The 23,762-nt window shown below is 70.9% G+C and carries 23 protein-coding genes; 13 read left to right on the forward strand and 10 right to left on the reverse strand.

Features of this window, described 5'->3' with window-relative positions; translation table 11 throughout:
• Positions 1 to 15: 15 nt before the first annotated feature.
• The gene (locus AB0H84_RS41515; protein WP_357617286.1) at positions 16 to 531 is read left to right on the forward strand and encodes a hypothetical protein; all 516 of its coding nucleotides are present in this window, start codon (positions 16 to 18) and stop codon (positions 529 to 531) included.
• Between the two features lie 4 nt (positions 532 to 535).
• Here the strand turns inward: AB0H84_RS41515 and AB0H84_RS41520 are convergent, their stop codons facing one another.
• Complete coding sequence (locus AB0H84_RS41520) at positions 536 to 1,738, reverse strand: cytochrome P450 (protein ID WP_357617289.1); 1,203 nt, start codon at positions 1,736 to 1,738, stop codon at positions 536 to 538.
• Positions 1,739 to 1,820: 82 nt separating this feature from the next.
• Between AB0H84_RS41520 and AB0H84_RS41525 the strand changes: the two genes are divergently transcribed.
• The 3 genes from AB0H84_RS41525 (at position 1,821) to AB0H84_RS41535 (ending at position 4,558) form a co-directional block, all read left to right on the forward strand.
• Positions 1,821 to 2,441, forward strand: coding sequence for a TetR/AcrR family transcriptional regulator (locus tag AB0H84_RS41525; RefSeq protein ID WP_357617291.1), 621 nt, complete (start codon positions 1,821 to 1,823; stop codon positions 2,439 to 2,441).
• 91 nt (positions 2,442 to 2,532) lie between these two features.
• Positions 2,533 to 4,062 carry a carboxylesterase family protein gene (locus tag AB0H84_RS41530; RefSeq protein WP_357617293.1) on the forward strand — a complete coding sequence of 510 codons (1,530 nt, stop codon included), beginning with the start codon at positions 2,533 to 2,535 and terminating at the stop codon, positions 4,060 to 4,062.
• A gap of 10 nt (positions 4,063 to 4,072) precedes the next feature.
• Positions 4,073 to 4,558, forward strand: a complete 486-nt coding sequence (locus tag AB0H84_RS41535; RefSeq protein WP_357617295.1) for a hemerythrin domain-containing protein — start codon at positions 4,073 to 4,075, stop codon at positions 4,556 to 4,558.
• A gap of 15 nt (positions 4,559 to 4,573) precedes the next feature.
• Here AB0H84_RS41535 and AB0H84_RS41540 read toward each other — a convergent pair whose 3' ends face one another.
• Positions 4,574 to 5,539, reverse strand: a complete 966-nt coding sequence (locus AB0H84_RS41540) for an MBL fold metallo-hydrolase (protein WP_357617297.1) — start codon at positions 5,537 to 5,539, stop codon at positions 4,574 to 4,576.
• Positions 5,540 to 5,694: 155 nt separating this feature from the next.
• Here AB0H84_RS41540 and AB0H84_RS41545 point away from each other — a divergent pair, with 155 nt between their 5' ends.
• A complete protein-coding gene (locus AB0H84_RS41545) occupies positions 5,695 to 7,128 on the forward strand; it encodes a serine hydrolase (RefSeq protein ID WP_357617299.1) in 1,434 nt (477 codons plus the stop codon).
• Positions 7,129 to 7,247: 119 nt separating this feature from the next.
• Entirely contained in the window at positions 7,248 to 8,942 is a 1,695-nt protein-coding gene (locus AB0H84_RS41550; RefSeq protein WP_357617301.1) for a DEAD/DEAH box helicase, read from the forward strand.
• A 40-nt stretch (positions 8,943 to 8,982) separates the two neighbouring features.
• On the opposite strand, the gene AB0H84_RS41555 is transcribed toward AB0H84_RS41550, so the two are convergent.
• The 4 genes from AB0H84_RS41555 to AB0H84_RS41570 form a co-directional block, all read right to left on the reverse strand.
• Positions 8,983 to 9,486 (reverse strand): DUF4232 domain-containing protein, encoded by a 504-nt coding sequence (locus tag AB0H84_RS41555; protein WP_357617303.1) that lies wholly within the window; start codon positions 9,484 to 9,486, stop codon positions 8,983 to 8,985.
• A gap of 97 nt (positions 9,487 to 9,583) precedes the next feature.
• The gene (locus AB0H84_RS41560) at positions 9,584 to 11,638 is read right to left on the reverse strand and encodes a S8 family serine peptidase (RefSeq protein ID WP_357617305.1); all 2,055 of its coding nucleotides are present in this window, start codon (positions 11,636 to 11,638) and stop codon (positions 9,584 to 9,586) included.
• Positions 11,639 to 11,744: 106 nt separating this feature from the next.
• Positions 11,745 to 13,352 (reverse strand): phospholipase A2, encoded by a 1,608-nt coding sequence (locus tag AB0H84_RS41565; protein ID WP_357617307.1) that lies wholly within the window; start codon positions 13,350 to 13,352, stop codon positions 11,745 to 11,747.
• Positions 13,353 to 13,592: 240 nt separating this feature from the next.
• Positions 13,593 to 14,810, reverse strand: a complete 1,218-nt coding sequence (locus AB0H84_RS41570; RefSeq protein WP_357617309.1) for a serine hydrolase domain-containing protein — start codon at positions 14,808 to 14,810, stop codon at positions 13,593 to 13,595.
• A gap of 201 nt (positions 14,811 to 15,011) precedes the next feature.
• Between AB0H84_RS41570 and AB0H84_RS41575 the strand changes: the two genes are divergently transcribed.
• A complete protein-coding gene (locus AB0H84_RS41575) occupies positions 15,012 to 15,833 on the forward strand; it encodes an SAM-dependent methyltransferase (protein ID WP_357617311.1) in 822 nt (273 codons plus the stop codon).
• 26 nt (positions 15,834 to 15,859) lie between these two features.
• Here AB0H84_RS41575 and AB0H84_RS41580 read toward each other — a convergent pair whose 3' ends face one another.
• The 3 genes from AB0H84_RS41580 to AB0H84_RS41590 are packed head-to-tail and all read right to left on the reverse strand — an operon-like array spanning position 15,860 to position 17,853.
• Positions 15,860 to 16,537: a hypothetical protein gene (locus tag AB0H84_RS41580; RefSeq protein ID WP_357617313.1), complete on the reverse strand. Its 678-nt coding sequence runs from the start codon at positions 16,535 to 16,537 to the stop codon at positions 15,860 to 15,862.
• A gap of 3 nt (positions 16,538 to 16,540) precedes the next feature.
• Positions 16,541 to 17,548: a hypothetical protein gene (locus tag AB0H84_RS41585; protein ID WP_357617315.1), complete on the reverse strand. Its 1,008-nt coding sequence runs from the start codon at positions 17,546 to 17,548 to the stop codon at positions 16,541 to 16,543.
• Positions 17,539 to 17,853, reverse strand: a complete 315-nt coding sequence (locus AB0H84_RS41590) for a hypothetical protein (protein ID WP_357617317.1) — start codon at positions 17,851 to 17,853, stop codon at positions 17,539 to 17,541. Before AB0H84_RS41590 ends, AB0H84_RS41585 begins: the two co-directional genes overlap by 10 nt.
• Positions 17,854 to 18,021: 168 nt before the next feature.
• Between AB0H84_RS41590 and AB0H84_RS41595 the strand changes: the two genes are divergently transcribed.
• Positions 18,022 to 18,408 carry a YbaB/EbfC family nucleoid-associated protein gene (locus tag AB0H84_RS41595; RefSeq protein ID WP_357617319.1) on the forward strand — a complete coding sequence of 129 codons (387 nt, stop codon included), beginning with the start codon at positions 18,022 to 18,024 and terminating at the stop codon, positions 18,406 to 18,408.
• A 13-nt stretch (positions 18,409 to 18,421) separates the two neighbouring features.
• Entirely contained in the window at positions 18,422 to 18,802 is a 381-nt protein-coding gene (locus tag AB0H84_RS41600; protein ID WP_357617321.1) for a YbaB/EbfC family nucleoid-associated protein, read from the forward strand.
• A gap of 168 nt (positions 18,803 to 18,970) precedes the next feature.
• On the opposite strand, the gene AB0H84_RS41605 is transcribed toward AB0H84_RS41600, so the two are convergent.
• Positions 18,971 to 20,053 (reverse strand): LacI family DNA-binding transcriptional regulator, encoded by a 1,083-nt coding sequence (locus AB0H84_RS41605; RefSeq protein ID WP_357617323.1) that lies wholly within the window; start codon positions 20,051 to 20,053, stop codon positions 18,971 to 18,973.
• A 180-nt stretch (positions 20,054 to 20,233) separates the two neighbouring features.
• Between AB0H84_RS41605 and AB0H84_RS41610 the strand changes: the two genes are divergently transcribed.
• From AB0H84_RS41610 to AB0H84_RS41625, 4 genes are read left to right on the forward strand one after another with little or no spacing between them, the layout of a single operon-like run.
• The gene (locus tag AB0H84_RS41610; protein ID WP_357617325.1) at positions 20,234 to 21,088 is read left to right on the forward strand and encodes an ABC transporter substrate-binding protein; all 855 of its coding nucleotides are present in this window, start codon (positions 20,234 to 20,236) and stop codon (positions 21,086 to 21,088) included.
• 33 nt (positions 21,089 to 21,121) lie between these two features.
• A complete protein-coding gene (locus tag AB0H84_RS41615; protein WP_357617327.1) occupies positions 21,122 to 21,931 on the forward strand; it encodes an amino acid ABC transporter permease in 810 nt (269 codons plus the stop codon).
• Complete coding sequence (locus tag AB0H84_RS41620; protein WP_357617329.1) at positions 21,928 to 22,683, forward strand: amino acid ABC transporter ATP-binding protein; 756 nt, start codon at positions 21,928 to 21,930, stop codon at positions 22,681 to 22,683. Before AB0H84_RS41615 ends, AB0H84_RS41620 begins: the two co-directional genes overlap by 4 nt.
• Entirely contained in the window at positions 22,680 to 23,741 is a 1,062-nt protein-coding gene (locus tag AB0H84_RS41625; protein WP_357617331.1) for a Gfo/Idh/MocA family oxidoreductase, read from the forward strand. The genes AB0H84_RS41620 and AB0H84_RS41625 overlap by 4 nt, the downstream gene beginning before the upstream one ends.
• Positions 23,742 to 23,762: the final 21 nt, after the last annotated feature.

The raw sequence follows: 23,762 nt of genomic DNA on the forward strand, positions 1-23,762 counted from the left end.
ACGGGATGCCGACCAGTGACCGTGATCCTCCGCAACACCTCAGCGATGGAGTCGCCGCCGGTCGCACCGCGCAGAGGCGACGGCCGGCCGTACCGCTACGAGATGATCTACGCGGGCGGAGACCACCGCGGCTACGCCGACGAGCCCGCCGAGCTGGTCGGGATGCTCGTCCCCGGTTACGACGCGCTCGCCACCGACGACGAGCGGATGACGGCGCGGGTCCGCCTCGCCATGGACGCGCAGGTCAGGTTGCAGGCCCAGCTCGCGGCCGGCCCGCTGCTCGACGGCTGCGGCGAGGTGGAGCGCGCCGTGCTCCTCGGCGGCCGGCACGAACCGCCGGCGCCCGCCCGATGGGAGGCGCCGGTGCCGCTGGTCCTGGTCTCGACCTTCTACGAGCCGGCCGGGGCGCTGCCGAGGCCGTCGGGGCCCGCGGACCTCCAGGTGTGGCTGGACCCGGCCGACGAGTGGACCTTGCTGGCCAGCCTGCACAGTGCCGGCGTGATCGCCGTGAACAGGCGGCGCGAGACCTGAGGCGTCACCAGGTGACGGGCAGCTCGTGCATGCCGTAGACGGTGGCGTCGTCCTTGAACTCGAGCTGCTCGGCGGGGACGGCCAGCCGCAGCCCGGGGATCCGCCGGAACAGCGTGTTGAAGACGATCTCCAGCTCCACGCGGGCCAGGTTCTGGCCCAGGCACTGGTGCGGGCCGTAGCCGAACGCCAGGTGGCTGCGGGCGTCGCGCTCGATGTCGAACGCGTCGGCGTCGGCGAACACCTCCGGGTCGCGGTTTCCGGCGTTCGCCAGCATGAGCACGCCTTCTCCGGCGGGGATGACCGTGCCGCCGAGCTCCACGTCCTCGAGGGCCACCCGCGCCATCGCGAACTCCGCGATGGTGAAGTGCCGCAGGAGCTCCTCGACCGCGCCTGGCGCCTTGGCCGGGTCCTCGCGCAGCGCGGCCAGCGCGTCGGGGTGCCGCAGCAGCATGTACGTGCCCAGCGAGATCATGTTCGCGGTGGTCTCGTGCCCGGCGATCAGCAGCAGGAACGCCAGGCTGAGCAGTGTGCCACGGTCCACGGCGCCGGTCTCACGCTGCTTGATCACCTGGCGGCCGAGCAGGTCGTCGGTGGGGTCGTCCTCCTTGGCCCTGATCAGCTTGTCCAGGTAGATGGCCAGCTCGAGGGAGGCGTGCTGCCGCTCCTGCTGCGTGATGGTGCGGTTCAGCAACTGCGCGGAGTGCGTCTGGAAGAAGTCGTGGTCGTCGTAAGGCACGCCGAGCAGTTCGCAGATCACCAGCGAGGGCACCGGCAGCGCCAGCGCCCGCACCAGGTCGACCGGGCGCGGGCCGGCCAGCATGGCGTCGAGGTGCTCGTCCACGATCTGCTGGATACGCGGCCGCAGCGCCGCCATGCGCCTGACGGTGAACTCCCCGACCACGGCGCGACGGGCCTGACCGTGCTCGGGCGGGTCCATCTCGAGCATCGTCTTCGGGAACGGCGACTCGCCCGGCCCCGTCTCGCCGTTCAGCCTGGGCGCGCTGGGGTGGCGGCGGTCGGCGGTGAAGCGGGGGTCGCTCAGGACCGTGCGGATGTCCTCATAGCGGGCGGTCACCCAGGCCGCCGAACCCCTCGGCAGCGCGACCTTGACGACCGGCTGCTCGCGCAGGAAGCGAAGGTGCTGCTCCGGCGGGGCGTACGGGCAGGTGCGGGTGATCTGGAGCGTCTCAGCGGAGTCAGCGGTCACGAATGTCCCCCATGGCGGGTGATCCTTAACTACCCTACACGCGTAGGCTAACCTACGGATGTAGGGCACAGTACACTGAGGCGTGGCCCTCCCCAGAGACAGAAACAGCGATCTGAACGACCCGCGGGTGCGCCGCACGCAGGCCGCCCTGCGGCGCACGCTGATCGAGCTGGTCCAGGAGCGCGACCTGTCCCGGGTCAGCGTCGCCGACGTCGCCGAACGCGCCGGGGTGAGCCGGTCCACGTTCTACGACCACTACCGCGACGTGCACGAGCTGGCCGAGGCGGCCTGCACGGCGATGATCGACGACCTGATCGACGCCATCCCCGATCCCGGCACCCAGGAAGAGAGCACCGACACCCTGCTGACCTTCTTCGCCCACCTCGACGAGCACGCCGGGCTCTACCGCAGCGTGCTCGGGGCGCAGGGGAGTGCGCGCGTCATCGACCACGTACGCCGCCGCGCCACCGTCGCGGCCTACGTCGGCGCCCGCCGCGCCGCCACCGGAGGCGACGGGCCATCGCCCGCCGACTACGCGGGCGGCGTTCCGCATGACGTGCCCGCCGCGTTCACCGCGGGCGCGCTCATCGGCGTCGCCACGGACTGGCTCCAGCACGGATGCCCGTGCTCGCCCGCCGAGATGGCCGCCCTGACCCGGCCACTGCTGGCGGCCCTCTACGAGGACGCCCGCCCACAGTCCTGACACCCGCCCACAGTCCTGACACCAGCCCACCGTCCGCACCCTGAGGCCGCTGCCCACAGGTAGGGTCGCGCCACGTAGTGAGGAGCCGCCGATGTCCGCAGTCGAGTCCCGCGACCCCGAGGTCCGTACCGCCGCAGGTGTGGTGCGCGGGCGCGCGGAGGGCGGCCTGGCCGTCTTCCGCGGCATCCCGTACGCCGCGCCCCCGGTCGGCGAGGCCCGCTTCCAGGCGCCCGGGCCCGTGCGCGGCTGGGACGGCGTACGGGAGGCGCACGCCTTCGGCCCGCCGGCCCCGCAGGACGCGCAGATGGCCGGCCGCGGCGGCGGGGACTTCCTCATGGGGGCGGGCGACGACTGGCTGACCGTCAACGTCTGGACGCCCGACCCCGACCCGGCCGCCCGCCGCCCGGTGATGGTGTGGATCCACGGCGGCGCCTACAAGCTGGGCTTCTCCGGCAGTCCCGGTTACGACGGCCGGCACATCGCCCGCGAGGGCGACGTGGTGTTCGTGTCGCTGAACTACCGCCTCGGCATCGAGGGCTTCGCCCGCCTCGACGGCGCGCCCGCCAACCGCGGCCTGCTCGACCAGGTCGCCGCCCTGGAGTGGGTGCGCGAGAACATCACGGCGTTCGGCGGCGACCCCGGCCAGGTGACCGTGCTCGGTGACTCGGCCGGCGCCGGGTCCATCGCCGCGCTGATGGCCATGCCGAGCGCGGCGGGGCTGTTCCGGCGGGCCGTCGGGCAGAGCGTGCCGGGCACGTTCCTCTCCGACGCGCTGGCCAGGGACGTCGCGGCGGCCATCGCGGCCGAGGCGGGCCTGTGTCCGACGGCCGGGGACCTGGCCGGTGTGGATCCGCGGGAACTGCCGGCGGCCGGGCAGGCGCTGGGGTCGAAGATGCGGCAGTACGAGGAGCGCTGGGGCTCCTTCGCGCTCACGCTCACCCCCTTCTCGCCGGTCGTCGACGGCGAGGTGCTGCCTGCCGCGCCCTGGCAGGCACTGGCGGCCGGCGCGGGACGGGACGTGGAGCTGGTCATCGGTCACAACCGCGACGAGTACCGCACGTTCCTCCTGCTCTCCGGAGAGCTCGGCAAGATCACCGAGGAGCAGGCGGCGGAGGCGCTGCGCCACTTCGGCCCCGGCGAGGACGGCGAGCGGGCCTACCGCGCGGCCTTCCCGGACGCGTCCGCCGAGGAGCTCTACGAACGCGTGAAGAGCGACTGGCTGTTCAGCATGCCGGTGCTGCACCTGGCCGAGGCGCAGGCTGCCGGAGGCGGACGGGCGTACCTGTACGAGCTGGCCTGGCAGTCCCCGGGCATGGGGGGAGCGCTGGGCGCCTGCCACGGCCTGGACGGCCCGCTGCTGTTCGGCACCTACGACGCCCACCTGGGCCCGGCGGTCATCGGCCCCGACCACATCGCCGAGGCCCGCGAGCTGACGTCCCAGATGCGCACGGCCTGGACCTCTTTCGCGACCTCGGGCGACCCGGGCTGGCCCGCGTACGACTCCCGGCAGCGCGTGACGCGGGTCTTCGACGCGCCGCCGTCGGTCACGGCGTACCCCGAGGAGATCTCGCGCCGCCTGTGGCAGGAGCACGTCTTCGAGGCGCTTCCCCTGCTGTCATGATGGTGGACGCATGAGCACTCAAGACCGCCTGGCCGCCTTCGGCCTCGAATTGATCAACGTTCACGACTGGCTACGCGAGCAGCTTGACCGGCTCCGGGATGATCTGTCCGCCGCCACACCCCCGCAGAGCGAGCTGCGCGTCCACTGCCTGGCCTTCTGCACGGCCCTGACCAGGCATCACACCGGTGAGGACGACACGGCCTTTCCCGCGCTGGCCGTCCGGTTCCCCGAGCTCGCACCCGTACTGCTGAAGCTGCAGCAGGACCACACGGCGATCGAGGGCATCCTCGACCGGGTCGCCGAGCTGGTCGAGGGCTTCGACGCGGCGGTCGGACCGGACGAGGTCCGAAGAGTGCGGGGCGAGCTGGACGGGCTGGCCGCGATCATGGAGTCGCACTTCGCCTACGAGGAGCGCGAGATCGTCACGGCGTTGAACAAGCTTGACGTCCCCGGCTGGCACCGCGACGTGCCGCGCTTCCTCGACAGGACCACCTGACGGGATACGGCGGCATCACGCCGTGGACTGGTGCTGCTCGGGCAGCCGGCTCTCCGGGTGCGCCCAGGCCAGGACGTTGTCGTGCCCCTCGCGCTGGAAGAAGTCGTGCACCTCCTGATCGGAGTGGCGCAGGCTGAAGTGGGTCAGGACGAAGAGCGTGTCCGGGTGCGCCTCGACCACGGGCTTGAGCCGGCTCCAGACCGTGTGCCCGACCCGGTCGGCGCGGGGCAGCTCACTGTCGTACAGAAAGGTGCACTCGGTGATGACGACCGGATAGGTGAACAGCCACGGATTCCGCTCGAACACCGACACGTGCGTATCGCCGAGGAAGGCGAAGAGGGGGCGGCGTACCTGCCGGTCGACCGCCACGCCTTCCTGCCGTTTGCGGGCGATGACGCGGCCGAACTCCGCGCCGCGTCCCGCCTCGGTGAGGGTACGCCGGAGCTCCTGGAATTCGGGCAGCAGCTCTTTGCCGGTCGCGGAGAAGGCATAGCCCACGCAGGGCACCTTGTGCTCGCACCGCACCACGCGGACGTGGTGGCCGCGGGAACCGAAGGTGAATTCGTCGCCGGGCCGGACGCCGTGCACGCGACCGGCCGGGGCCAGCGCGGGATCGTATGCGGCCGCGTGATTCAACTCGGCGGAGGCACGCAGATAAGCCTCCACATAGGGCAGCGCCTCGGCCGGTACGTAGATGTCGGCGCCGGACGGCCTGGAGGCCAGATAGTCCAGGTCCTTGGAGTGGTCATGGTGCGTGTGCGTCAGGAAGACCGTCTCGGGCTGCCGTCCCTCGCACAGTCCGGCGTCCAGGGCGCACCGCAGCTCCGGTATGTGGAAAAAGGTCTTGTCGTTCGCCCGGGAGTAGCCGGTGAGCGTGAATGTGGTGCCGGGAATCTGCCAGGTCTTCCACTGCCGGAAAGGGTGGCCCTCCACCAGCAGGTCGGGGAGGTCGGCCGGGCGATGGGAGGTGGTCTGTGTCATCGGATGCGCCTTCCTGGGGTCCGAGCGTGTTGTCGTCCCGGCCTGATGGCCGAGGGCCAGGCTTCCGGACCGGCGCCGGAAATTCCACCGGATATCACCTCGAAATCTCTCGAACCGGCGGCCTTCCCTAGATCATTCTGGCTACAGTGACGCGGGTGACTACAACAAGATCCAGAAACCGACATCGAGGTCTCGCCGGTCTCGCCGCCGGCGCCGTCCTGCTCGGTGGCCTCGTCGCGCCGCCCCAGGCAGCCGCGGCGGAAGCCGGCTCCCCACTCGCGCAGCACCTGCGGCAGACCATCGACCGGTTACAGTTCGAGCAGGTCCTGGACACCGACCCGCCGACGAGCGCGGCCGAGCTCAACGCGCTGCGGCAGAACGACGTCGACAAGGAGGCGGTCAAGCCGCCGCAGCGGGCGGACCTGAAGGCCGCGGCCGCCGCCGCCCAGCCGATCTCGCAGCAGCCGCAGATCGACCTGACGGTCATCGAGCTGAACTGGCTCGGCCGTCCTGTCTCCTCCGGCACCGTGCTGATGAGCCCGCAGTACCCGGACGGGAAGATCGTGCCGGTGGACCGCAACCTGCACACCACCGACGTGCGCTGGCGGCAGTGGGACGACGCCGGCTGGTACGCCAACCATGGCCAGGGCAGCATCGACGTGGTGGCGGGACGGGAGAACGCCTCCATCGACTTCATGCTGCCGTACCCCGCCTCCGTGCTGAAGCTCATGGTGGCCTTCGGGGTGCTGCGGCTGGTGGACAAGGGCGAGATCTCGCTCGACGACACCTACGCCTACCAGCCCACGACGATCAGCTCGCTCTGCGGGCCGGCCAGCAGCAACACGGTCCGCAACTACCTCGACGCCTCGCTCACCTGGTCGTCGAACGCCGCCTCCTGCGCCATGGTCAAGCTGCTGCACGACCACGGCGCGGTCGACGGCCTGAACCAGACCTTCCAGGACCTGGGCCTGGAGACGCTGCAGCTGAAGAACACCAACCCGGCCAACGGCGCCCGCTGGGGCAACCCCGTCACCATGAGCTCCCTCGACACGGCCAAGCTGCTCATGCTGGTCAACGGCGGCCTGGGCACCCTGTGGACGGCGCCCGGCGGCACCGCGGTCACCGCCGCCGTGCTGAGCCCGGCCTCCCGGGAGTTCTTCAAGAGCAAGCTCGCCGACCAGGGCATGAACATCACCCTGTCGACCACCAACTGGTGCGGGGCCACCTATCCCGCCCAGGGCATCCCGCAGCTCACCCCGTCGCGCTGGATCGGCGCCGACGGCACCGTGAGCATCCCCGGCGAGGGCGTCGCGTACGGCCACGACGTGCGGCCGTGCAATGACGCGGCCGAGGTGACGTTCGCCCACAAGAACGGCTGGGTGAACAACTCCGGCGCCGACGCGGGCATCGTCAAGGCCCTGCCCGGCAAGGGAGGCCGCACCTACATCGTCGCCATGTTCTCCAACCTCGGCTACCAGTACGTCGACTCCAACCGGCCGCCGACAGGCGCCGAGAACGTCTGGTTCACCGAGAAGATGGCCCTGCTCGGCAAGGCCATCGACACCTACGAGAAGTGGCGTCACCCCTAAGAGAACCGGGCGGGTGGACGCCATCGCGTCCACCCGCCCGCTCGGCGAAGCCCTCATGGCCTGATGTTCTCCGGCCCTTGGCAAGGGTAGACCTGCGGTATTGCGTACGGTGGGGATGCATGACCATGAATGAGACCGACGGCGAGGTCACCTTCGCCGATCTGGGGCTCCGAGCCGAGCTCCTTGACGTGCTGTCCGATCTGGGCTACGAAGAGCCCACGCCGATCCAGAGAGCGGCGATCCCGCCGTTGGTCCAGGGGAGTGATCTGCTCGGGCAGGCGGCGACGGGCACGGGCAAGACCGCGGCGTTCGCGCTGCCCGTGCTTCAGCGCATGCCGCCCCCTGGTGATGGCGCCGGGCCGGCGACGCTGGTGCTGGTGCCCACCCGTGAGCTGGCCGTTCAGGTGTCGGAGGCGTTCCACCGGTACGGCCGCATCCTGGGCGCCCGCGTGCTGCCGATCTACGGCGGAGCGCCCATCGGCCGGCAGTTGCAGGCGCTCAAGCGCGGGGTGGACGTCGTGGTGGCGACACCGGGACGGGCCCTCGACCACATCGGCAGGGGGACGCTCGACCTGGAGAGGTTGCGCACCGTCGTCCTGGACGAGGCGGACGAGATGCTCGACATGGGCTTCGCCGACGACATCGAGGCGATCCTCGCGGAGACCCCCGAAGACCGCCAGACCGTGCTGTTCTCCGCGACGCTTCCGCCGCGCATCGACGGGATCGCCCGCCGTCACCTGCGTGACCCGGTCCGGATAGAGATGGGGCACGCGGCCGCGGCGGGGCGCGAGGCGACGCCGCTGGTGGAGCAGAGCGCGTACCTGGTCGCCAGGGCGCACAAACCGGCGGCGCTCGGGCGTCTTCTCGACATCGAGGCGCCGGCGGCCGCGATCGTCTTCTGCCGCACCCGTGAAGAGGTCGATCACCTCACGGAGACCATGAACGCCCGCGGCTACCGTGCCGAGGCCCTGCACGGCGGGATGGAGCAGGAGCAGCGCGACCGGGTGATGTCACGGCTGCGGGCGGGGACCGCCGACCTGCTCGTCGCGACCGACGTGGCCGCGCGGGGCCTCGACGTCGAACAACTGACCCACGTCGTCAACTACAACGTCCCCTCCGCCCCCGAGGCGTACGTGCACCGCATCGGCAGAGTGGGCCGCGCCGGCCGCGAAGGGGTCGCGCTGACCCTGGTGGAGCCGCGCGAGCACCGCATGCTCAAGGCGATCGAACGGGTGACCAACCAGCGGATCCCGGTGGAGCGGCTGCCCACCGTCGCCGACCTGCGGGCGCGCCGGATGGAGCTGACCCGTGCCGCGCTGGAGGAATGCCTGCTCCAGGACGACCTGGAGCCGTTCCACGTCGTGGTGGAGTCGCTCGCCGACGAGTTCGATCTCATGGAGGTGGCGCTCGCCGCCGTCAAGCTCGCGCACGAGGCCGGCGGGGCCACGCTCGACGAGCAGGAGATTCCCGAGGTGGCCCCGCGGATCGCGGACGATCGGCGAGGGCGGAGGGAGGGCGCCCCGGCCGGCGGGCGGTACGGCCGCGCCCCCGGGGGTGGGATGGCGCGCCTCTTCTTCGGCCTGGGCCGCAGCGCGGGGATCCGGCCGCAGGATCTGGTCGGCGCGATAGCCGGGGAGTCGGGCCTGAGCGGGCGCGACATCGGCGCGATCGAGATCGCTGACCGGTTCTCGCTGGTGGAGGTGCCGCAGGCCGCGGCCGACGACGTGATCGCCGCGCTCAAGCGCACCACGATCAAGGGAAGGAAGGCGGTCGTCCGCCGCGAGCGTGACCCACGCGGCAGACGACCACGGTGATGACACGCGCGGGGTGAGGGCCGCACGCGCCCTGATCCGGTCAGCGCAGAGGTGCGACGTCGATGCGGCCGTCGTCGCACACGGTCGCGGTGAAGGGGATCTCCAGGTGGGCGCTCTCGTCCGGAGGGATGATCATGAGGCGGGCGGCCGTCGGGCAGGTCTTCTCACCGCCCGTCTGGATCACGCCCCAGTGGAGCCCGGCCTGTGCGCTACGTCCTGGATTGAGGGTCACCCGGTGTGGCGTCACGCGGTCTCTGCGGACCCTCGTACGGAGGGCGTCGCCCCTGCCGTCGATCATGATGAGTCCGACGAACCCGTAGAGCGAGCACGTCCTGGCCGATCTGTTGGTGAGCGACAGGTCGGCGTTGCGCTGGCCCGCCCCCGGGTCGATCCGGCCGATGCTCGCCCTCAACTGTCCCGTCACGCAGCGCGGGGCCGCGGTCTCCGCCGAAGAGGTGGCGTGGGCCTCGGCGCCCCAGCCGTTGACCGCCAGCAGCAGCATGGCGGTTACGGCGGCGGCGGCGAGCCTGCTGTCAGCTTTCATACCTTCTTTGACGCTCGTTACGGCGCCGGTGTTCGCGGCGCGACATCGGGAAAAGGGCCGGGACGGCCGCCCGCGGGCAGCCGTCCCGCGGGCGCCGCTACAGCGTCAGGGTCCATCCGTTGATGAAGCCCTTGTCGCCCTTGGCGAGATCTTCCACCCGGAGTTTCCAGGTGCCGCTGGCGGGTGAGACGTTGGCGTTCACCCAGTAGTTCTCGTCGATGTTGTCGGTGCCGTCCTTGGGGTCGGCGGCGCGCAGCGGGTACACCTTGCCGTCCGGCGCGACCAGGTCGAGCTTCAGGTCACCGCGCCAGGTGTGCTGGATCTCGACGTGGACCCGGGTGCGGGTGGGGGCGTTGCCGTTGAGCCAGGCCAGGACGATGCCGGACTCGGCGACGCCGGGATCGGGGATGGCGGTGTCGTCCCAGTTGCCGAAGCAGGGCAGCCGGATCCACCATCCGTCGATGAAGCCGGTGTCGAGATATTCGACGTCCTGCACGCGGAGCTTCCAGGTGCCGCTGGCCGGGGAGGCGCTGGCGTTGACCGTGTAGGTCTCGTGGATGATGTCGGCGCTGTCGTTGGGGTCGTTGGCCTGCAGCGGGTAGACCTTGCCGTCCGGGGCGATCAGGTCGATCTTCAGCTCGCCGCGCCAGGTGTGGTGGATGTCGACGTACACCTCGGTGGTGGCGGGCGCGGTGCCCATCAGGCCGGTGACCGGGATGGAGGACGTCACGGTGCCGTGGTCCGGGATCGCGGTGTCCTTCATGTTCTCGAAGTACGGGATGGGCCAGGCGCCCGGGTCAGGGCTCTTCCCCAGGACGGCGGCGTCCACCTGGATGCGAGGGGTGGTCACGCCGTTGTAGGCGATGGATTTGCCGGTGGTCTTCAAGGCGGTCTCGAGCTGGGCCAGCGGGGCGTCGGGCAGCGCCTGGCGCAGCACGGCCAGGGCGCCGGTGACGTGCGGCGCGGCCATCGAGGTGCCGTTCAAGGAGGCCCATTTGTTGCCGGGCACGGAGGAGACGATGGAGACGCCGGGGGCGAACAGGTCCAGCAGCGCGCCGCGGTTGCTGAAGGGCGCTACCCCGTCCTGGTCGTTGGTGGCGCCGACGGTGATGGCCGAGGACACGCAGCCGGGGGCGGCCACGGCGGCGCCGAAGCCGTCGTTGCCGGCCGCGATCACGGTGGCCACGCCGGCGGCGCGCAGGCTGTCGATGACCGTCTTGCGCGGGTCGCCGTCGCAGGCCGCGGTGTACTGGCCGCCGCCCAGGCTGAGGTTGGCCGCCACCAGCGGCACCCCCTCGTCCTTCAGCTGCAGCACCTTCTCCAGGCCGGCGAGCTGCGCGCTGGTGAAGCTGAGCACGCACGGGGCGGCGCCCGCCCCGCACAGGTCCTCGGAGCTGAACCTGCTGAACACCTGGATGGCGACCAGCTCCGCGCCGGGCGCGACGCCGGCCGGCGGCGCGCCGGTCACGCCCGTGCCGTCGCCGACCGCGATGCCGGCCACGTGGGTGCCGTGGTCGCAGTCCAGCGCGGCGTCGGCGCAGGGGCCCTGGTCGGCGTCGGCGGCGCCGGGCCCTTCCTGCTGGGCGGTGCCGTCGGGGCAGAGGCTGGTGGCGGAGTAGTCGGCGTCGATGGGGGAGAAGCAGGCCTCTTCCAGCACCCGGTCCTTGAGGAAGGGATGGTTGACCGCGACGCCGGTGTCCAGCACGGCCACCACGCTGCCGGCCCCCGTCTTGCCGGCGAGCCTGGTCTTGTCCGCGCCGATCAGCGGGACGCTCTCGGCCAGCACCGGCCGCACCGGCCGGTCCTCGGTCACGCTCACCACGCTGGTCAGCTTCGACAGCCGGTCCAGCCCGGCCTGGTCGACGTGCAGGGTGACCACGGGGAAGCGGGACAGCTGCTGGACGACCTGGCCGCTGGCGGCCGCGTCCGGCAGGTCGGCGCGGGACTTGCTGACCACGTTCACTCTGACCTTGCCCGCGGCGGCCACCCGCTCGCTCAACTTGGGCTCGATCCAGGGCGCCGCCGACGTGGCCTGCTGGGCCGTCGAAGCGGCTGCCGCGGGAGCCGTGGGAGGGGCCGTTGCCGCGTAGGCCGGCCCCGTCACCATCGCCGTGGCCGTGAGCGCCACGATGACACCGGATAAGACTCGCATTGATTTCATGACGTACCGCGCCTTACATAACGGAGGTGCAGGGGAACGACGCAGGCATGAGAGGTGGCCGGACGGCGGCCGATGCCGCCGTCCGGCTCGGGGAAGGTCAGGGCATGCCGAAGGCCATGACAGCCGCGTAATAGACCGCGGCGAGCTTTCTGCAGCTACCTCGCACCAGGAAGAAGTAGCCGCCGCACACCTTGTCCTTGAGGGTGATGTAGAACCGGGTGTCCACATCGAGCTTTCGCCAGGTAGTGCGGTCGAGGTAGTACTTGTACTTCTTCTTCTGGTTGGTCATCAGGCCGTACCCGTAGTCGTGCGAGTCACAGGCCGGCCGGAAGTCGAACCCGAGGGGACGGTCCGGAGACTTCGTGCAGTGGTCGTAATCGATGCCTCTGACCTTGAAGCCGCTGGCGGTCCGCTTCCAGTCCGGCTTGCGCCATTTGCCGCCGTGGAAGGCCCAGGCCGAGCAGCCCGACTTGGTGTACCACATCCAGGTCTTGGCCGTGTCGCACTTCTTCGGGTAGGACTGCGGGGGATCCACGCCGTCCGGGAGGAAGTCGTCGGCCGGCGGCTCGGTGGCGTTGGGGTCGTCCAGCCCGGCCGCGCCCGTGGTCGCCCCGCCGTTGACCGGCATGTCGGTGCCGGTGGCGGTCACCGTGGGAGCCGCGGCGCCCTCCGCGAAGGCGAGCTGCCATCCGCCGTTGCCGGCGGACTCGATCGACGACAGGCGCCCCACCGAGTCGTAGGCGTAGCTCGCCTGGGTGGCGCCGACGCTGGGATCGGTCACGGCGCGCAGCAGGCCGTTCTGGTCGTAGGCGTAGCCGGCCTCGGTCTGCGGCGCCTGGGTCCCGTAGGTGACCGTGACCTCCTTGAGCCGGCCCGCGTAGTCGCCGAAGGAGGTGCCGCTGGCCGTGGTGGCCGTGGCGTAGGTGAACTTGGTGACGGACGTGGGGGCCTCGCCACGGGCCGGTTCCTTGACGGTGCTGACCCGGCCCTGGGCGTCGTACGTGATCGAGGACTTGCCGAAGGCGGTGGTCCCCACGCTGGTCACCCGCCAGGGGTCGGCGCTCGGCGCCCCGGACTGCCGCGACCAGGTGTAGGTCAGCTTGAGGTCGGCGCTGCTGATGGGCGTGCCGTCGGCGTTGGTGAAGGGTTCGTCCCCCGGGTCCAGGGAGCCCAGCTCCGTCGAGAACGTCTCGATCGTCGTGGTGCGCATCGCGCCGACGGCCGCGTCCCACTTGGTGGTCTCGGTGATCTTGGATCCGTCGGTGGCCTCGTACGTCTGGATGCCGCCGCCGTCGGGGAAGGAGACGCTGCTCTTCAGCGAGTAGCTGGTCGACGTCCCTTCGTCGAGCTCCGTGACGACGATGGTGCCGTTCTGGTTCTCCAGCTTCCGGTTGATCTCCCCGCCGGCGAACTCGGCCTGCCAGCCCGGCCCGAAGACGCCCAGCTCGGGGCGGGTGGCCGGGGCCGACTGCGGCCGGGACAGATCGCCGGCGGTCATGGCCACGCCGTGCTTGCGGCTGATCGCGCCCGCGGACACGTCCAGCTCGGTGAGCCTGAAGGTCTTGGTGTCGGAGGAGTACTGGCCGGGGCCGATCTCCTGAACGCCGGCCGGTGGCGGGTCGGCGAGCGCGGCGGCGGAGACCTCCGGGGCGAGGAAGGGGAGGAGCATCGCCCCGAGGGCCACGGGGAGCGCTAATCGGCGCAAGAGGTGCCTCCAGGAAGAGGAAAAGTGATTTGATCACCTGGAGAGTAAGTGCTGGTAAATCGCGCGACAAGGGCTGGACATTTCCCCGGAACGGTGTTCAAATCGCCGACGAAGCTATATCTCGAGCTGTGACGTATTCGCGCGTTCACGCAGGTCGTACGGTTGTGTGGTGAATTTATGGAGAATTTATGGCGATAATATGGGGCCGTCGGGAATAATGGCCGCTGCATTGGTGTGGACTCATCCGGTGAAGGCGGCCAGTGCGATGCGTATGGTTCTCTGGTTCTGGCCGGAGGCCTTGGCGTCGGTGGAGTTGACCGAGTAGACGAGGGTCCGGCTCAGGTCACGGGTCGCGCCGACGCCGGCGGCGTAGCCGTAGCGGGCGCCGGTCTTGCCGTAGGCCACGATGCCGCCCGGCAGCACCATTTTCGCCATGCCGGAGGTGTAGACGGCCGGCTGGTTGCCGCACTTGTCGTACATCGTCACGTCCGGGACCGTGAACATCGGCTCCAGCTGCGCGGGCGGCACGACCTTCCCCGAGAACAGCGCCCGGACGAACTTCTCCAGGTCCGCGGTGGTGGAGATGAGATCACCGGAGGCCCAGGTGGAGGTGGCGCTGGTCTCGGTCATGTCGACCACCTGCCCCGTACCGTAGGGGACGGCGTCGTCGAAGCCCGCGGGCACGGACTGGTAGCCCTTGTGGTGCGGGCCGCGGATGCGGGGGGAGGCGCCGGGCAGGTAGCTGTCGCGCATGCCGACCGGGCGCAGGATCCTGGAAGTGACCTCGTGCTCGTACGAGCGTCCGGTGACCTTCTCGATCAGCAGACCGGCCACGAAGGTGTTGGTGTTGAGGTAGTGCTGCCGGGTGCCGGGCGCGAACTCGATCGGGTTGCGCACGGCCAGCGCGACGTACTCCTCCGGCGTCCAGGTCTTGAACCGGGTCCGGTACACCCAGTCGAACGTGTCCGGCAGGTCGGGCGACGGCAGGCCGCTGGTGTGGTTGAGCAGCTGGCCGACGCGGACGTCGGGGTAGGAGTCGGGCAGCAGGCCGGGCAGGTACTCCTGGACGGTCCCGTTGAGTGAGATCTTGCCCTCGGCCACGAGCTGCAGCACCACCGAGGTGGTGAACATCTTGGTCACGCTGCCTGCCCGGAAGCGTACGTGCTGCGACGCCTTGCGTCCGGTGGCGAGATCCGCCACGCCGGTCACGCCCGCCCACGAGCCCTTGGTGCCGCCCACCCGGACGATCGCGGCAGTGGCGTCGGCCGCGGGCAGGCCCGCGATGGACTGCCGCAGCGCGGCGGCGTTGACGGGCGGGACGGTCGCGTCCGGATCGGGCTGAATCACGGCCGGTGGCGGGCAGGCGCTCGGCGTGGGGGCCGGGGTGGGCGTGGCCGCGTAGGCGGGCGCCGCCGCGACGAGGGTGGCCAGGGCGAGGCAGGCGGCTGACAGCTTCATCGGAGGATCTCCAGGTGAGGGGATTGCTGGTGCGATGCGCCCATCCTGTCGATCAGCGATGCCGCCGCGGATCGCCGGTGCTACCTATTTCCTCTCTCACTCTTACGAGTGAGTCCCGGCAATACCGGGCGTCTCACTGATTCTGATCCCAGATCTGGCGATTCCCCATAAGATGCGATCAAAGGTGAGGAAGGGTGTAGCGTGACCGAGCGTGAACGGCTTCCGGGGAAGATCGATCCGACCGTCCCCACCGTCGCCCGCATGTACGACTATTTCCTGGGCGGGAAGGACAACTTTCCCGCCGACCGCGAGGCCGCCGAGAAGATCCTGGAGCTGAGCAGGCAGGGTGGCGCGAACGTACGGGAGATGGCCCGGGCGAACCGCGGCTTCCTGGTCCGCGCCGTGGAGACGATGGCCAGGGCCGGCGTGCGGCAGTTCCTCGACATCGGCACCGGCCTGCCCACGCAGGACAACGTGCACCAGGTCGCGCACCGGATCATCCCCGACGCCAAGGTCGTCTACTCGGACAACGACCCGATCGTGCTGGTCCACGCCCGGGCGCTGCTGGCCGACAACCCCGACACGGTGATCATCGACGGTGACGCGCACGACCCCAAGGCGCTCCTGACCGCCGCCGCCCAGCACCTCGACTTCAGCCGGCCCGTGGCGGTCCTGGCCGTCGCGCTCTTCCACTTCTTCGGCGACGACGACGAGGTGGCCGGCATCGTCCGGGCCCTGCGCGAGCCGCTGGCGCCGGGGAGCCACCTGATCCTCTCGCACGCGTACGTGGAGAAGGGCCAGAGCACCCCGGGCCTGAGGAGCGAGACCCAGGACGTCTACCGGCGTACCACCTCCGGCGCGCTGCACCTGCGGGACTACGACGTGGTGCGCACCTACTTCGACGGGCTGGAACTGCTCGAACCCGGCCTCGTGCCGGTGCAGGACTGGCGCAACGACGACCCGTTCATCCCCCCAGGGCTGGAGAAGGGCGGCATCCTGGGCGGCGTCGGCCGCGTTCCCTAGCACGGCCGTCCGCGGCCCTCGGCGCGCTACTCGGCCAGCTCCTCGAGCCGTTGCCGGGCGAACGAGCTGATCTCCTCGTCGTCGGCGGTGGCCGCGTGCCGCAGGAGGTTCGTGTCGTCCTCGTCGGACAGGTGCGCGGCGGCCGCCGCGGCGAACAGCCGGGCCAGCGGGTCGAGCCCCTCGAGCCGGGCGACGACGTCCCGCGGGTCGGGCTCCTCCTCCCCGTCCAGGCGGATCAGCCACTCGGCCAGCTCCTTGACCTGGCCGGGCTCCAGCGCCGCCGCCCCGGCCGCCAGCTGCTCGTCCGTGGCTTCGGCCAGGAACTCCAGCACCTTCCAGCGGACGGCGCTGTCGAAATCCCGGCTCAGGTTCATGACCTGGGCGATGACGGGACCGTGCCGGGCGTCGGCGCTCAGCAGCACGACCTCGATCGCGAAGTACCGAACGCGGCGCAGCGGGTGCGCGAGCAGCGCCGGGACCTCGTCCAGCATCGGGGCGGCGCGCTCTCCCAGCTCCGACAGCAGCCAGCTGCCCGTCCCCACGACGGCGTCGTCGCCGCTGTGGAGGAGCCTGCCGAGGTTCTCGACGGGGTATCCCGCGTACAGCTCACCCAGCAGGTCGTTGGCCGCCGGGCCCACGACGTCGTCGTCGGCCGAATGCGTGCGGATGCGCTCAATCAGGTCGTCGCCCGCTTGCGTCTGCATCTCCTACTGTCCCCCCCATCTCCGCTGTATGTCCTCTCGGACCTTCCTGAGGGCCTCCTTCTCCATATTGATCCGGGTCCTGTGCCCGGCCTCCTCGCCGAGCACCCTCTGCTCCGTTTCTCTCCTGCTGATGCTCGCCAGCAGTTCCCGCTGGACCCGCTCCGCCTCCTCTTTCGACATGCCCCTGGTGCTGTTGGGAAGCGCGCCGTGGATCTTCCCCGACCCGTCCCGGCGGAAGCTGCTGAACATGCCCCCGCCGCCGCCGCCTCTGCCCCGGGCGCCGCCGCTTCGGCCGCCGCCGCTCCGGCCGCCACGGCCGCCGCCGCCTCTTCGAGCATTGTTGTTGTTGCGGCCCATGGTCGCCATGTAGTCGCGCGCGTGGCGGGGGCCGGTCATCGCCCTCGGACCCACGGCGCGGCCGCCGGCGCCGGCCAGCGCCGGGGTGCCGCCCGGGCGGCCCAGTCCGCGCAGGTCGCCGAAGATGCGGTGCCAGATCGCCGTGGCCTTGGAGCTGAGTCCCGGTGCCAGCACCTTGGCGGTGCCCTCGCCGGCCTCGCGCAGGCCCTTCCCCGCGGCGTTGCGGGCGAGGAGCATGCGCGCGTACGCGGCCGTCGCACCGGCCGCGCCCCCGAATACCACCAGCTGAGCGACGTTGACCATCGCGCTGGCGGCCTGGGTGCCCACGACCAGCTTCGCCGCGGTCACCACGTTCGCCGTGCCGTCGAGGACCACGGGCACCACTCTCGCGGCGGCGGCCGCCTGGGAGAGATGGCCGCCGTTGCCACCGGTGGCGTTCCAGCGGCCGGCCATGACCGTCGCGGACTCGCCGCGGTAACTGGCCTGCGTCCGGCGGACCGACGCGTCGGCCTCCACCCCCGAGCGGTCGGTCCCGGCGGTCACGGTACGCCAGGCGGTGGCGTCCTTCCTGATCTCGTCCTCGTCGATGTTCGGCCAGAGGATGCCGAGCATGTGCACGAACCCCGCCACCTCCGGCGGAAGGATCACGCCCATGCGCTGCTTCCGAGGTTCTGGACGTTCGCGTCCTCGGCGGCCTGCGTGTTCCTGCCGACGGCGTCCAGCCCTTCGCCGGTTCCCGTGATCTCCGACGACACCCCGGTGAGGGCGGCGAGTCCCATCTGGGTGCACTCGGCGTACGCGGCGGTGATCACGCCGAACAGCCCGTCGTCACCCCACGCCGCGGCGCCGTTCGCGCGCTCTTTGAGCCGCTGGAGCGCGGCGTCGTAGTCCTCCCCGAGGGTCCTGATGTCCGAGGCGTTCTGCCCCACCGCCCCCAGAGCGATCTCGAGTCCCGTCATGCCGCAGCACCATATCGTTACATGTCGGTTAATAGGCAAGATTTCCGGTTCATGAGATCCACATCTCAACGTCAAGATCGAGTCAGGATGTGTCTAGACTGGTCGGCCAGTACGCCATCAGCCAGTACTCCATCTGCCAGTACGCCATCTGATCGCCGGAGTCATGACATGCCGACACCCGCGCCGGAACACGACGCCGAATACCTGGCCGCCTACCTCGACCAGAGCCGGCAGATCATGCGCGACCTGCAGGCCGCCAGGGCCGCGATCCAGCAGGTGGAGGGCCGGGCCGGGAGCGACGACGGTCTGGTGGAGGCCGCCGCCGACGGCCAGGGCGGCCTGACCCGCCTCCGCATCGACCCGCGGGCGCTGCGGCTGAGCGAGCGGGAGCTCGGCAGGAAGGTCACGGCCGTGCTCCAGGAGGCGCAGGCCAACGCCGAACGGCAGGCCCTGGAGATCGCGGAGAAGGTCAAGGGCCGGACCCTGCCGGAGCCGCTCGACGAGACCTTCGTACGGCAGCGGGTCGAGCAGGCGGCCCGCGATCTCTATGTCTGAGGGGGAGTCAAGCGTGTTCGGCCCGCTGATCGATCCGGGCAACATCAGGGACGAGGACCTGGACGAGGCCGGCCGCCAGGGCGAGCGCATGCTGGCCTGGCTGGAGACTGCGCAGGAAGAGCTCAACAAGATCGTCGGTACGGGGGCCGGCCCGAGCGGCTACGTCACGGCGAGCGTGGACCCGAACGGCCGCGTGCTCGACGTCTCGTACGGCGCCCGGGCCATGAAGCTGAGCAGCCACGAGCTGGCCGAGGAGACGCTGGCCGCGGTGCGCGACGCCGTCGCGGACGCCCAACGCCAGACCCACGACCTCATGCGCGCGGCCCTGCCCGGTTATGACCCGGTCGAGGCGACCGCCCGTCTCGAACGCCTGCTCAACGGCGACCCGCACTGACCGACAAGGTCGCGGCGGCAACCCGGACCGGCTCGACGAGGTCACGGCGGCGACGCGCACCCCGGCGCAGGACGGACTCCGGCGTGGGATGGACCCCGGCGCAGGAGGACCCCGGCGTGGGACGGACTCCGGCGTGGGACAGAGCCCCGCTTCTGGGTGCGACGCCGCTCATGAGCGCGCCGGCGATCCGCCGCCCACCGGCCCGATCGAGCCGCGCCGGATCAGGGTGGCGGGAAGGGGCACCAGGGGCGGGGAGTTCGTGGCGCCACCGATCAGCGCGGCGAGCCGGGCTCCGGCCGCGTACCCGATGTCGTACGTCGGCTGCGCCACCACCGTGATCGGCGGCGTGACCAGCCGCGCCCACGGCTGGTCGTCGTACATCAGGACCGAGACGTCGTCGGGTATCCGCAGGCCCTCCTCCTGCAACGCCCCGACGACGACCTGGCCGATCAGGCTGTCAGAGGCGATGAGGGCCGTCGCCGGGCGCGGGCCGCGGACGAGATCCACCACGGCCTTGCGGATCGCCGCCTCGTCGTGCCGGCAGGACCGCAGCAGGTCGGAATCCCAGGTCAGGCCGCGCTCGGTGAATCCGCCGACCAGGCCGGCGACGCGGGCGGCCACCGGGGACGGCAGCGGGTGGGGGCCGTCCGTGCGGACGTCGCTGCCGTCGGCGGTGGTGATGTAGCCGATCCGGCGATGCCCGAGGGCCAGCAGATGGTCGGCCGCCTCCCGTGCTGCGGGCTCGATCTCGGCCCGGGCGGCGTCGACGGCGAGTCCGGGGACGATCCGGTCGAGCAGCACGAGCGGGCGTCCGGCATCGACCACGGCCCGCAGATGGGCCGAGTCGCCCGTGGAGGCGGGAGCGACGATCAGCCCGTCGACCCGCTTGTCCATCAGCATGTCCACCGCGGCGCGCTCGGCCATCACTCGTTCGCTGGTGTTCGCGAGCACCACGGTGAAGCCGGAACGCTCGACCGCGTCGGAGATGCCCCGCGTGGCCAGCGAGAAGTAGGGGTTCTCGATGTCGCCGACGACCACGCCGACGCTGTGCGAGCGGCCGGTGTTCAGCGTCCGGGCCGGCTGGTTGGGGCGATAGTTCAGCCGGGCTGCGGCGGCCAGCACCCGTTCGCGTACGGCGTCGCTCACGGCGCCGTACGCGCCGAGCGCGCGAGCCGCCTGAGCCTTGGAGACACCGGCCTCGCGGGCGACGTCGGCGACGGTGATCTCGCGGTGGTTGCCTGCCTTCGCCATGAATCCTGCCTTGCTCGGGTCGCCTCAGCGCCGGCGACGGCGGACGGGTGTCGGGGACATCGACCCTTGACGTGCGAGGGAGGCGTCTCCTAGTCTTCGGGAAATCCCGCTGAGACCGGTCTCAATCAGCATACACGGGTGAGACCGGTCTCACTGAATCCCCACCCTTGGGCGGTCCCCGTGTCTCCAACCCCTCGCAAATCCGTACTGGTGGCGCTGCTGGCGCTCGTCGCCATGCTGGGCCTGGCCGCGTGCGGCGGCGGCAGCACCGAGAAAAGCGCCGACAACCCCTACGGGCTGATCACGCCCGGGCAGTTGCGGGTCGCCAGCCTCGGCGACGCCAAGCCCTACACCTTCACCGATGCCAACGGCCAGTTCAGCGGCTTCGACGTCGAGCTCTTCCGCGACGTCGCCAAGCGGATGGGCATCACCGACGTCGTCTACACCGGCCAGGACTTCTCGGCCATCCTGCCGGCCGTGGCCAACGGCCAGTTCGACGCGGGCGTCGCCGCCATCGGCATCACCGACGCGCGCAAGAAGACGGTCGACTTCAGCACCGGCTATCTGGCCGGCTACCTCACCGTGATCACGAAGAAGGACTCCGGCATCACCTCCGCCGACGGGCTCGCCGGCAAGCGGCTGGGCGTCGTCCAGGGCACGCTGCAGGAGGCGTACGCGGTCAAGAACTTCCCGAAGGCCAACCTGGTCCGCTTCCCGGACAACAACGCGGCCATCTCCGCGCTCAACCGCGGCTCGGTCGACGCCCACTTCCTCGACTACGAGGCCGCGAAGTCCTACATCGCGCAGTTCGGCCTGGTCAGCGCCGCCGACATCCCGTCCTTCGACGCACCGGCCGGGTTCGCGATCAAGAAGGGCAACTCCGCGCTGAAGGCGGCCCTGGACAAGGCGCTGGTCGCGGCGATGGAGGACGGCACCTGGAAGCGGCTGTACGAGAAGTGGTTCCCCGGCTCGCCGATGCCCAAGCAGTACCTGCCCGGCGGTGACCACACCGGCGCGCCGGCCGCCGCCAAATGATCGGGCCGCCCCAACACGCAGAAAGGAGCTGACGTGGACTGGCTGGACGACCTGATCCGCACGTTCTTCGACTTCTCGGCGATGGCCGAGGTCCTGCCGCAGATGCTGGCGGTCGGCCTGGCCAACACGCTGATCATCTCGGTCGCGGCCACGGTGCTCGGTCTGGTGCTCGGCATGCTGGTCGCGGTCGCGGGCATCTCTACCGCGCCGTGGCTGCGGATCCCGGCCCGGGTCTACACCGACCTCTTCCGTGGGGTGCCGGCGATCCTGACCATCCTGCTCATCGGTCAGGGGTTCGCCAGGCTGAGCCAGTCGATCTTCGGTCCTTCGCCCTACCCGCTGGGGATCATCGCGCTGAGCCTGATCGCCGGCGCGTACATCGGCGAGATCTTCCGGGCCGGCATCCAGAGCGTCGACAAGGGCCAGCTCGAAGCCTGCCGGGCGCTGGGGATGAACTACGCCAGGGCCATGCGCCTGGTGGTCGTGCCGCAGGGCGTGCGACGGGTGCTGCCGGCCCTCGTCAACCAGTTCATCGCGATCGTCAAGGACTCCAGCCTGGTCTACTTCCTCGGCCTGCTGGCCAGCGAGCGTGAGCTGTTCCGGGTCGGTCAGGACGCCGCGATCCTGTCGGGCAACCTGTCCCCGCTGCTCCTGGCCGGAGTGTTCTACCTGGTCATCACGGTGCCGCTGACTCACCTGGTGAACTACTTCGACCAACGGTTCCGCACCGGCCGGCGCAAGGCCGGGCCGGTGAGCGGCCTCAAGGAGCTCGACGAGCTCGACAGCGGCACCCCTCTCGCCACAGGAAGCGCCACAGGAAGCGCCACAGGGAGCAAGGCATGAACGCGGAGACGCCGACCCCGACCTTTCACGGCTCCGGCTTGGAGCTGGTCGGCCTGTCGATGGCGTACGGCAGCTTCGACGTGGTCCGCGACGTCAGCTTCGAGGTCCGGCCGGGCAGTACCACCTGCGTCATCGGACCGTCGGGGTCGGGCAAGTCGACCCTGCTGCGCGGCATCAACCGGCTGCACGAGCCCAAGCGCGGCGAGGTGCTGCTGGCCGGCGAGAAGGCCTCGGCGATGGTGCCGGAGCAGTTGCGGCAGCGGATCGGGCTGGTGTTCCAGCACTTCAACCTGTTCCCCGACCACACGGCCCTGGACAACGTGGCCCTGGCGCTGTGGAAGGTCAAGGGCATGTCCCGGGCCGCGGCGCGGGAGCGGGCCGGCCGGGCGCTGGCCGAGGTGGGGCTCGCGGAGCGGGCCGACCACCGGCCCCGCGACCTGTCGGGCGGCCAGCAGCAGCGGGTGGCGATCGCCCGGGCGCTGGCCATGGAGCCGGAGGTCATGCTGTTCGACGAGGCCACAAGCGCGCTGGACCCCGAGCTGGTCAAGGGGGTGCTCAACCTGATGGCGGGCCTGGGCAGGCGGGGCATGACCATGGTCGTGGTCACCCACGAGATGGGCTTCGCCCGCCGGGCCGCCGACCAGGTGATCTTCATGGACGAGGGCGAGGTGGTCGAGCGGGGCAGCCCGGAGGAGCTGTTCGATCGTCCCCGGAGCCCGCGGTTGCAGCGGTTTCTTTCGGAGGTGTTGTGAGCGTGCAGGACGGCGGCCGGCCGATCCGGACGGGGATCATCGGCTTCGGCACCGGCGGGCGGGTGTTCCACGGCCCGCTCCTGGCGGCGAATCCCGCATTCGAGGTGACGGCGGTGGTCACCGCCGACCCGGATCGCCGGGCACAGGCGGCGAAGGACCATCCGGGGGCCGCCGTGCTGCGGACCGCCGAGGAGCTGTTCGCCGAGGCCGGCCGGCTCGATCTGGTCGTGGTGACCACACCGCCCGACTCGCACCACGACCTGGCTCTGGCCGCACTCGCCCGCGGGCTGGCCGTGGTGGTGGACAAGCCCTTCACGGTACGGGCCGAGCAGGGACGGGAGCTGATCGCGGAAGCGGAGCGGCTGGGGCTGCTCCTCACGGTCTTCCACAACCGCCGCTACGACGGCGACTTCCGCACCGTACGCCGGCTCGTCGGGGACGGGTCGCTCGGCGAGATCCGCACCTTCGAGTCGCGCTTCGAGTGGTGGAAGCCGGACGAGCCCAAGGCCTGGAAGGCGCAGGCCCTGCCCGCCGACGGCGGCGGGATGCTGTTCGACCTCGGGCCGCACCTGCTCGACCAGGCGTTGCGGCTGTTCGGCCCGGTCGGCTCCGTGCACGCCGAGCTCACCCGCTACCGGCCTGGCCCGGGTGGCGACGATGAGGCGTTCGTCTCCCTGGTGCACGAGAGCGGGGTACGCAGCCACCTCGCGATGAGCTCGCTGGCCCCTCTCGAGCGGCCCCGGTTCACGATCGCCGGATCGGCGGCGGGCTTCGTCAAATGGGGACTCGACTGCCAGGAGCAGCAGCTGGCCTCCGGCCTCGGTCCTGGCGACGCGGCGTACGGCCGGGAGCCCGAGGAGCGCTGGGGGCGGCTGGGCGGACGGGACGGACAGTCCCCGGTGCCGGCCGAGCCGGGCGGCTACCCGGACTTCTACGACGAGCTGGCCGTCGCCCTGAGCGAGGGCGGCGCGCCCCCGGTGGCCGCCGGTGACGCGCTGGCGGTCATCGAGCTGATCGAGCAGATCTACGCCTCCACCGACATCCGTCGCGGTCACTGACCTCGGTGGCCCACGAAAGGA

This window comes from Nonomuraea sp. NPDC050786 (genome assembly GCF_040654115.1).
Lineage (GTDB): Bacteria > Actinomycetota > Actinomycetes > Streptosporangiales > Streptosporangiaceae > Nonomuraea.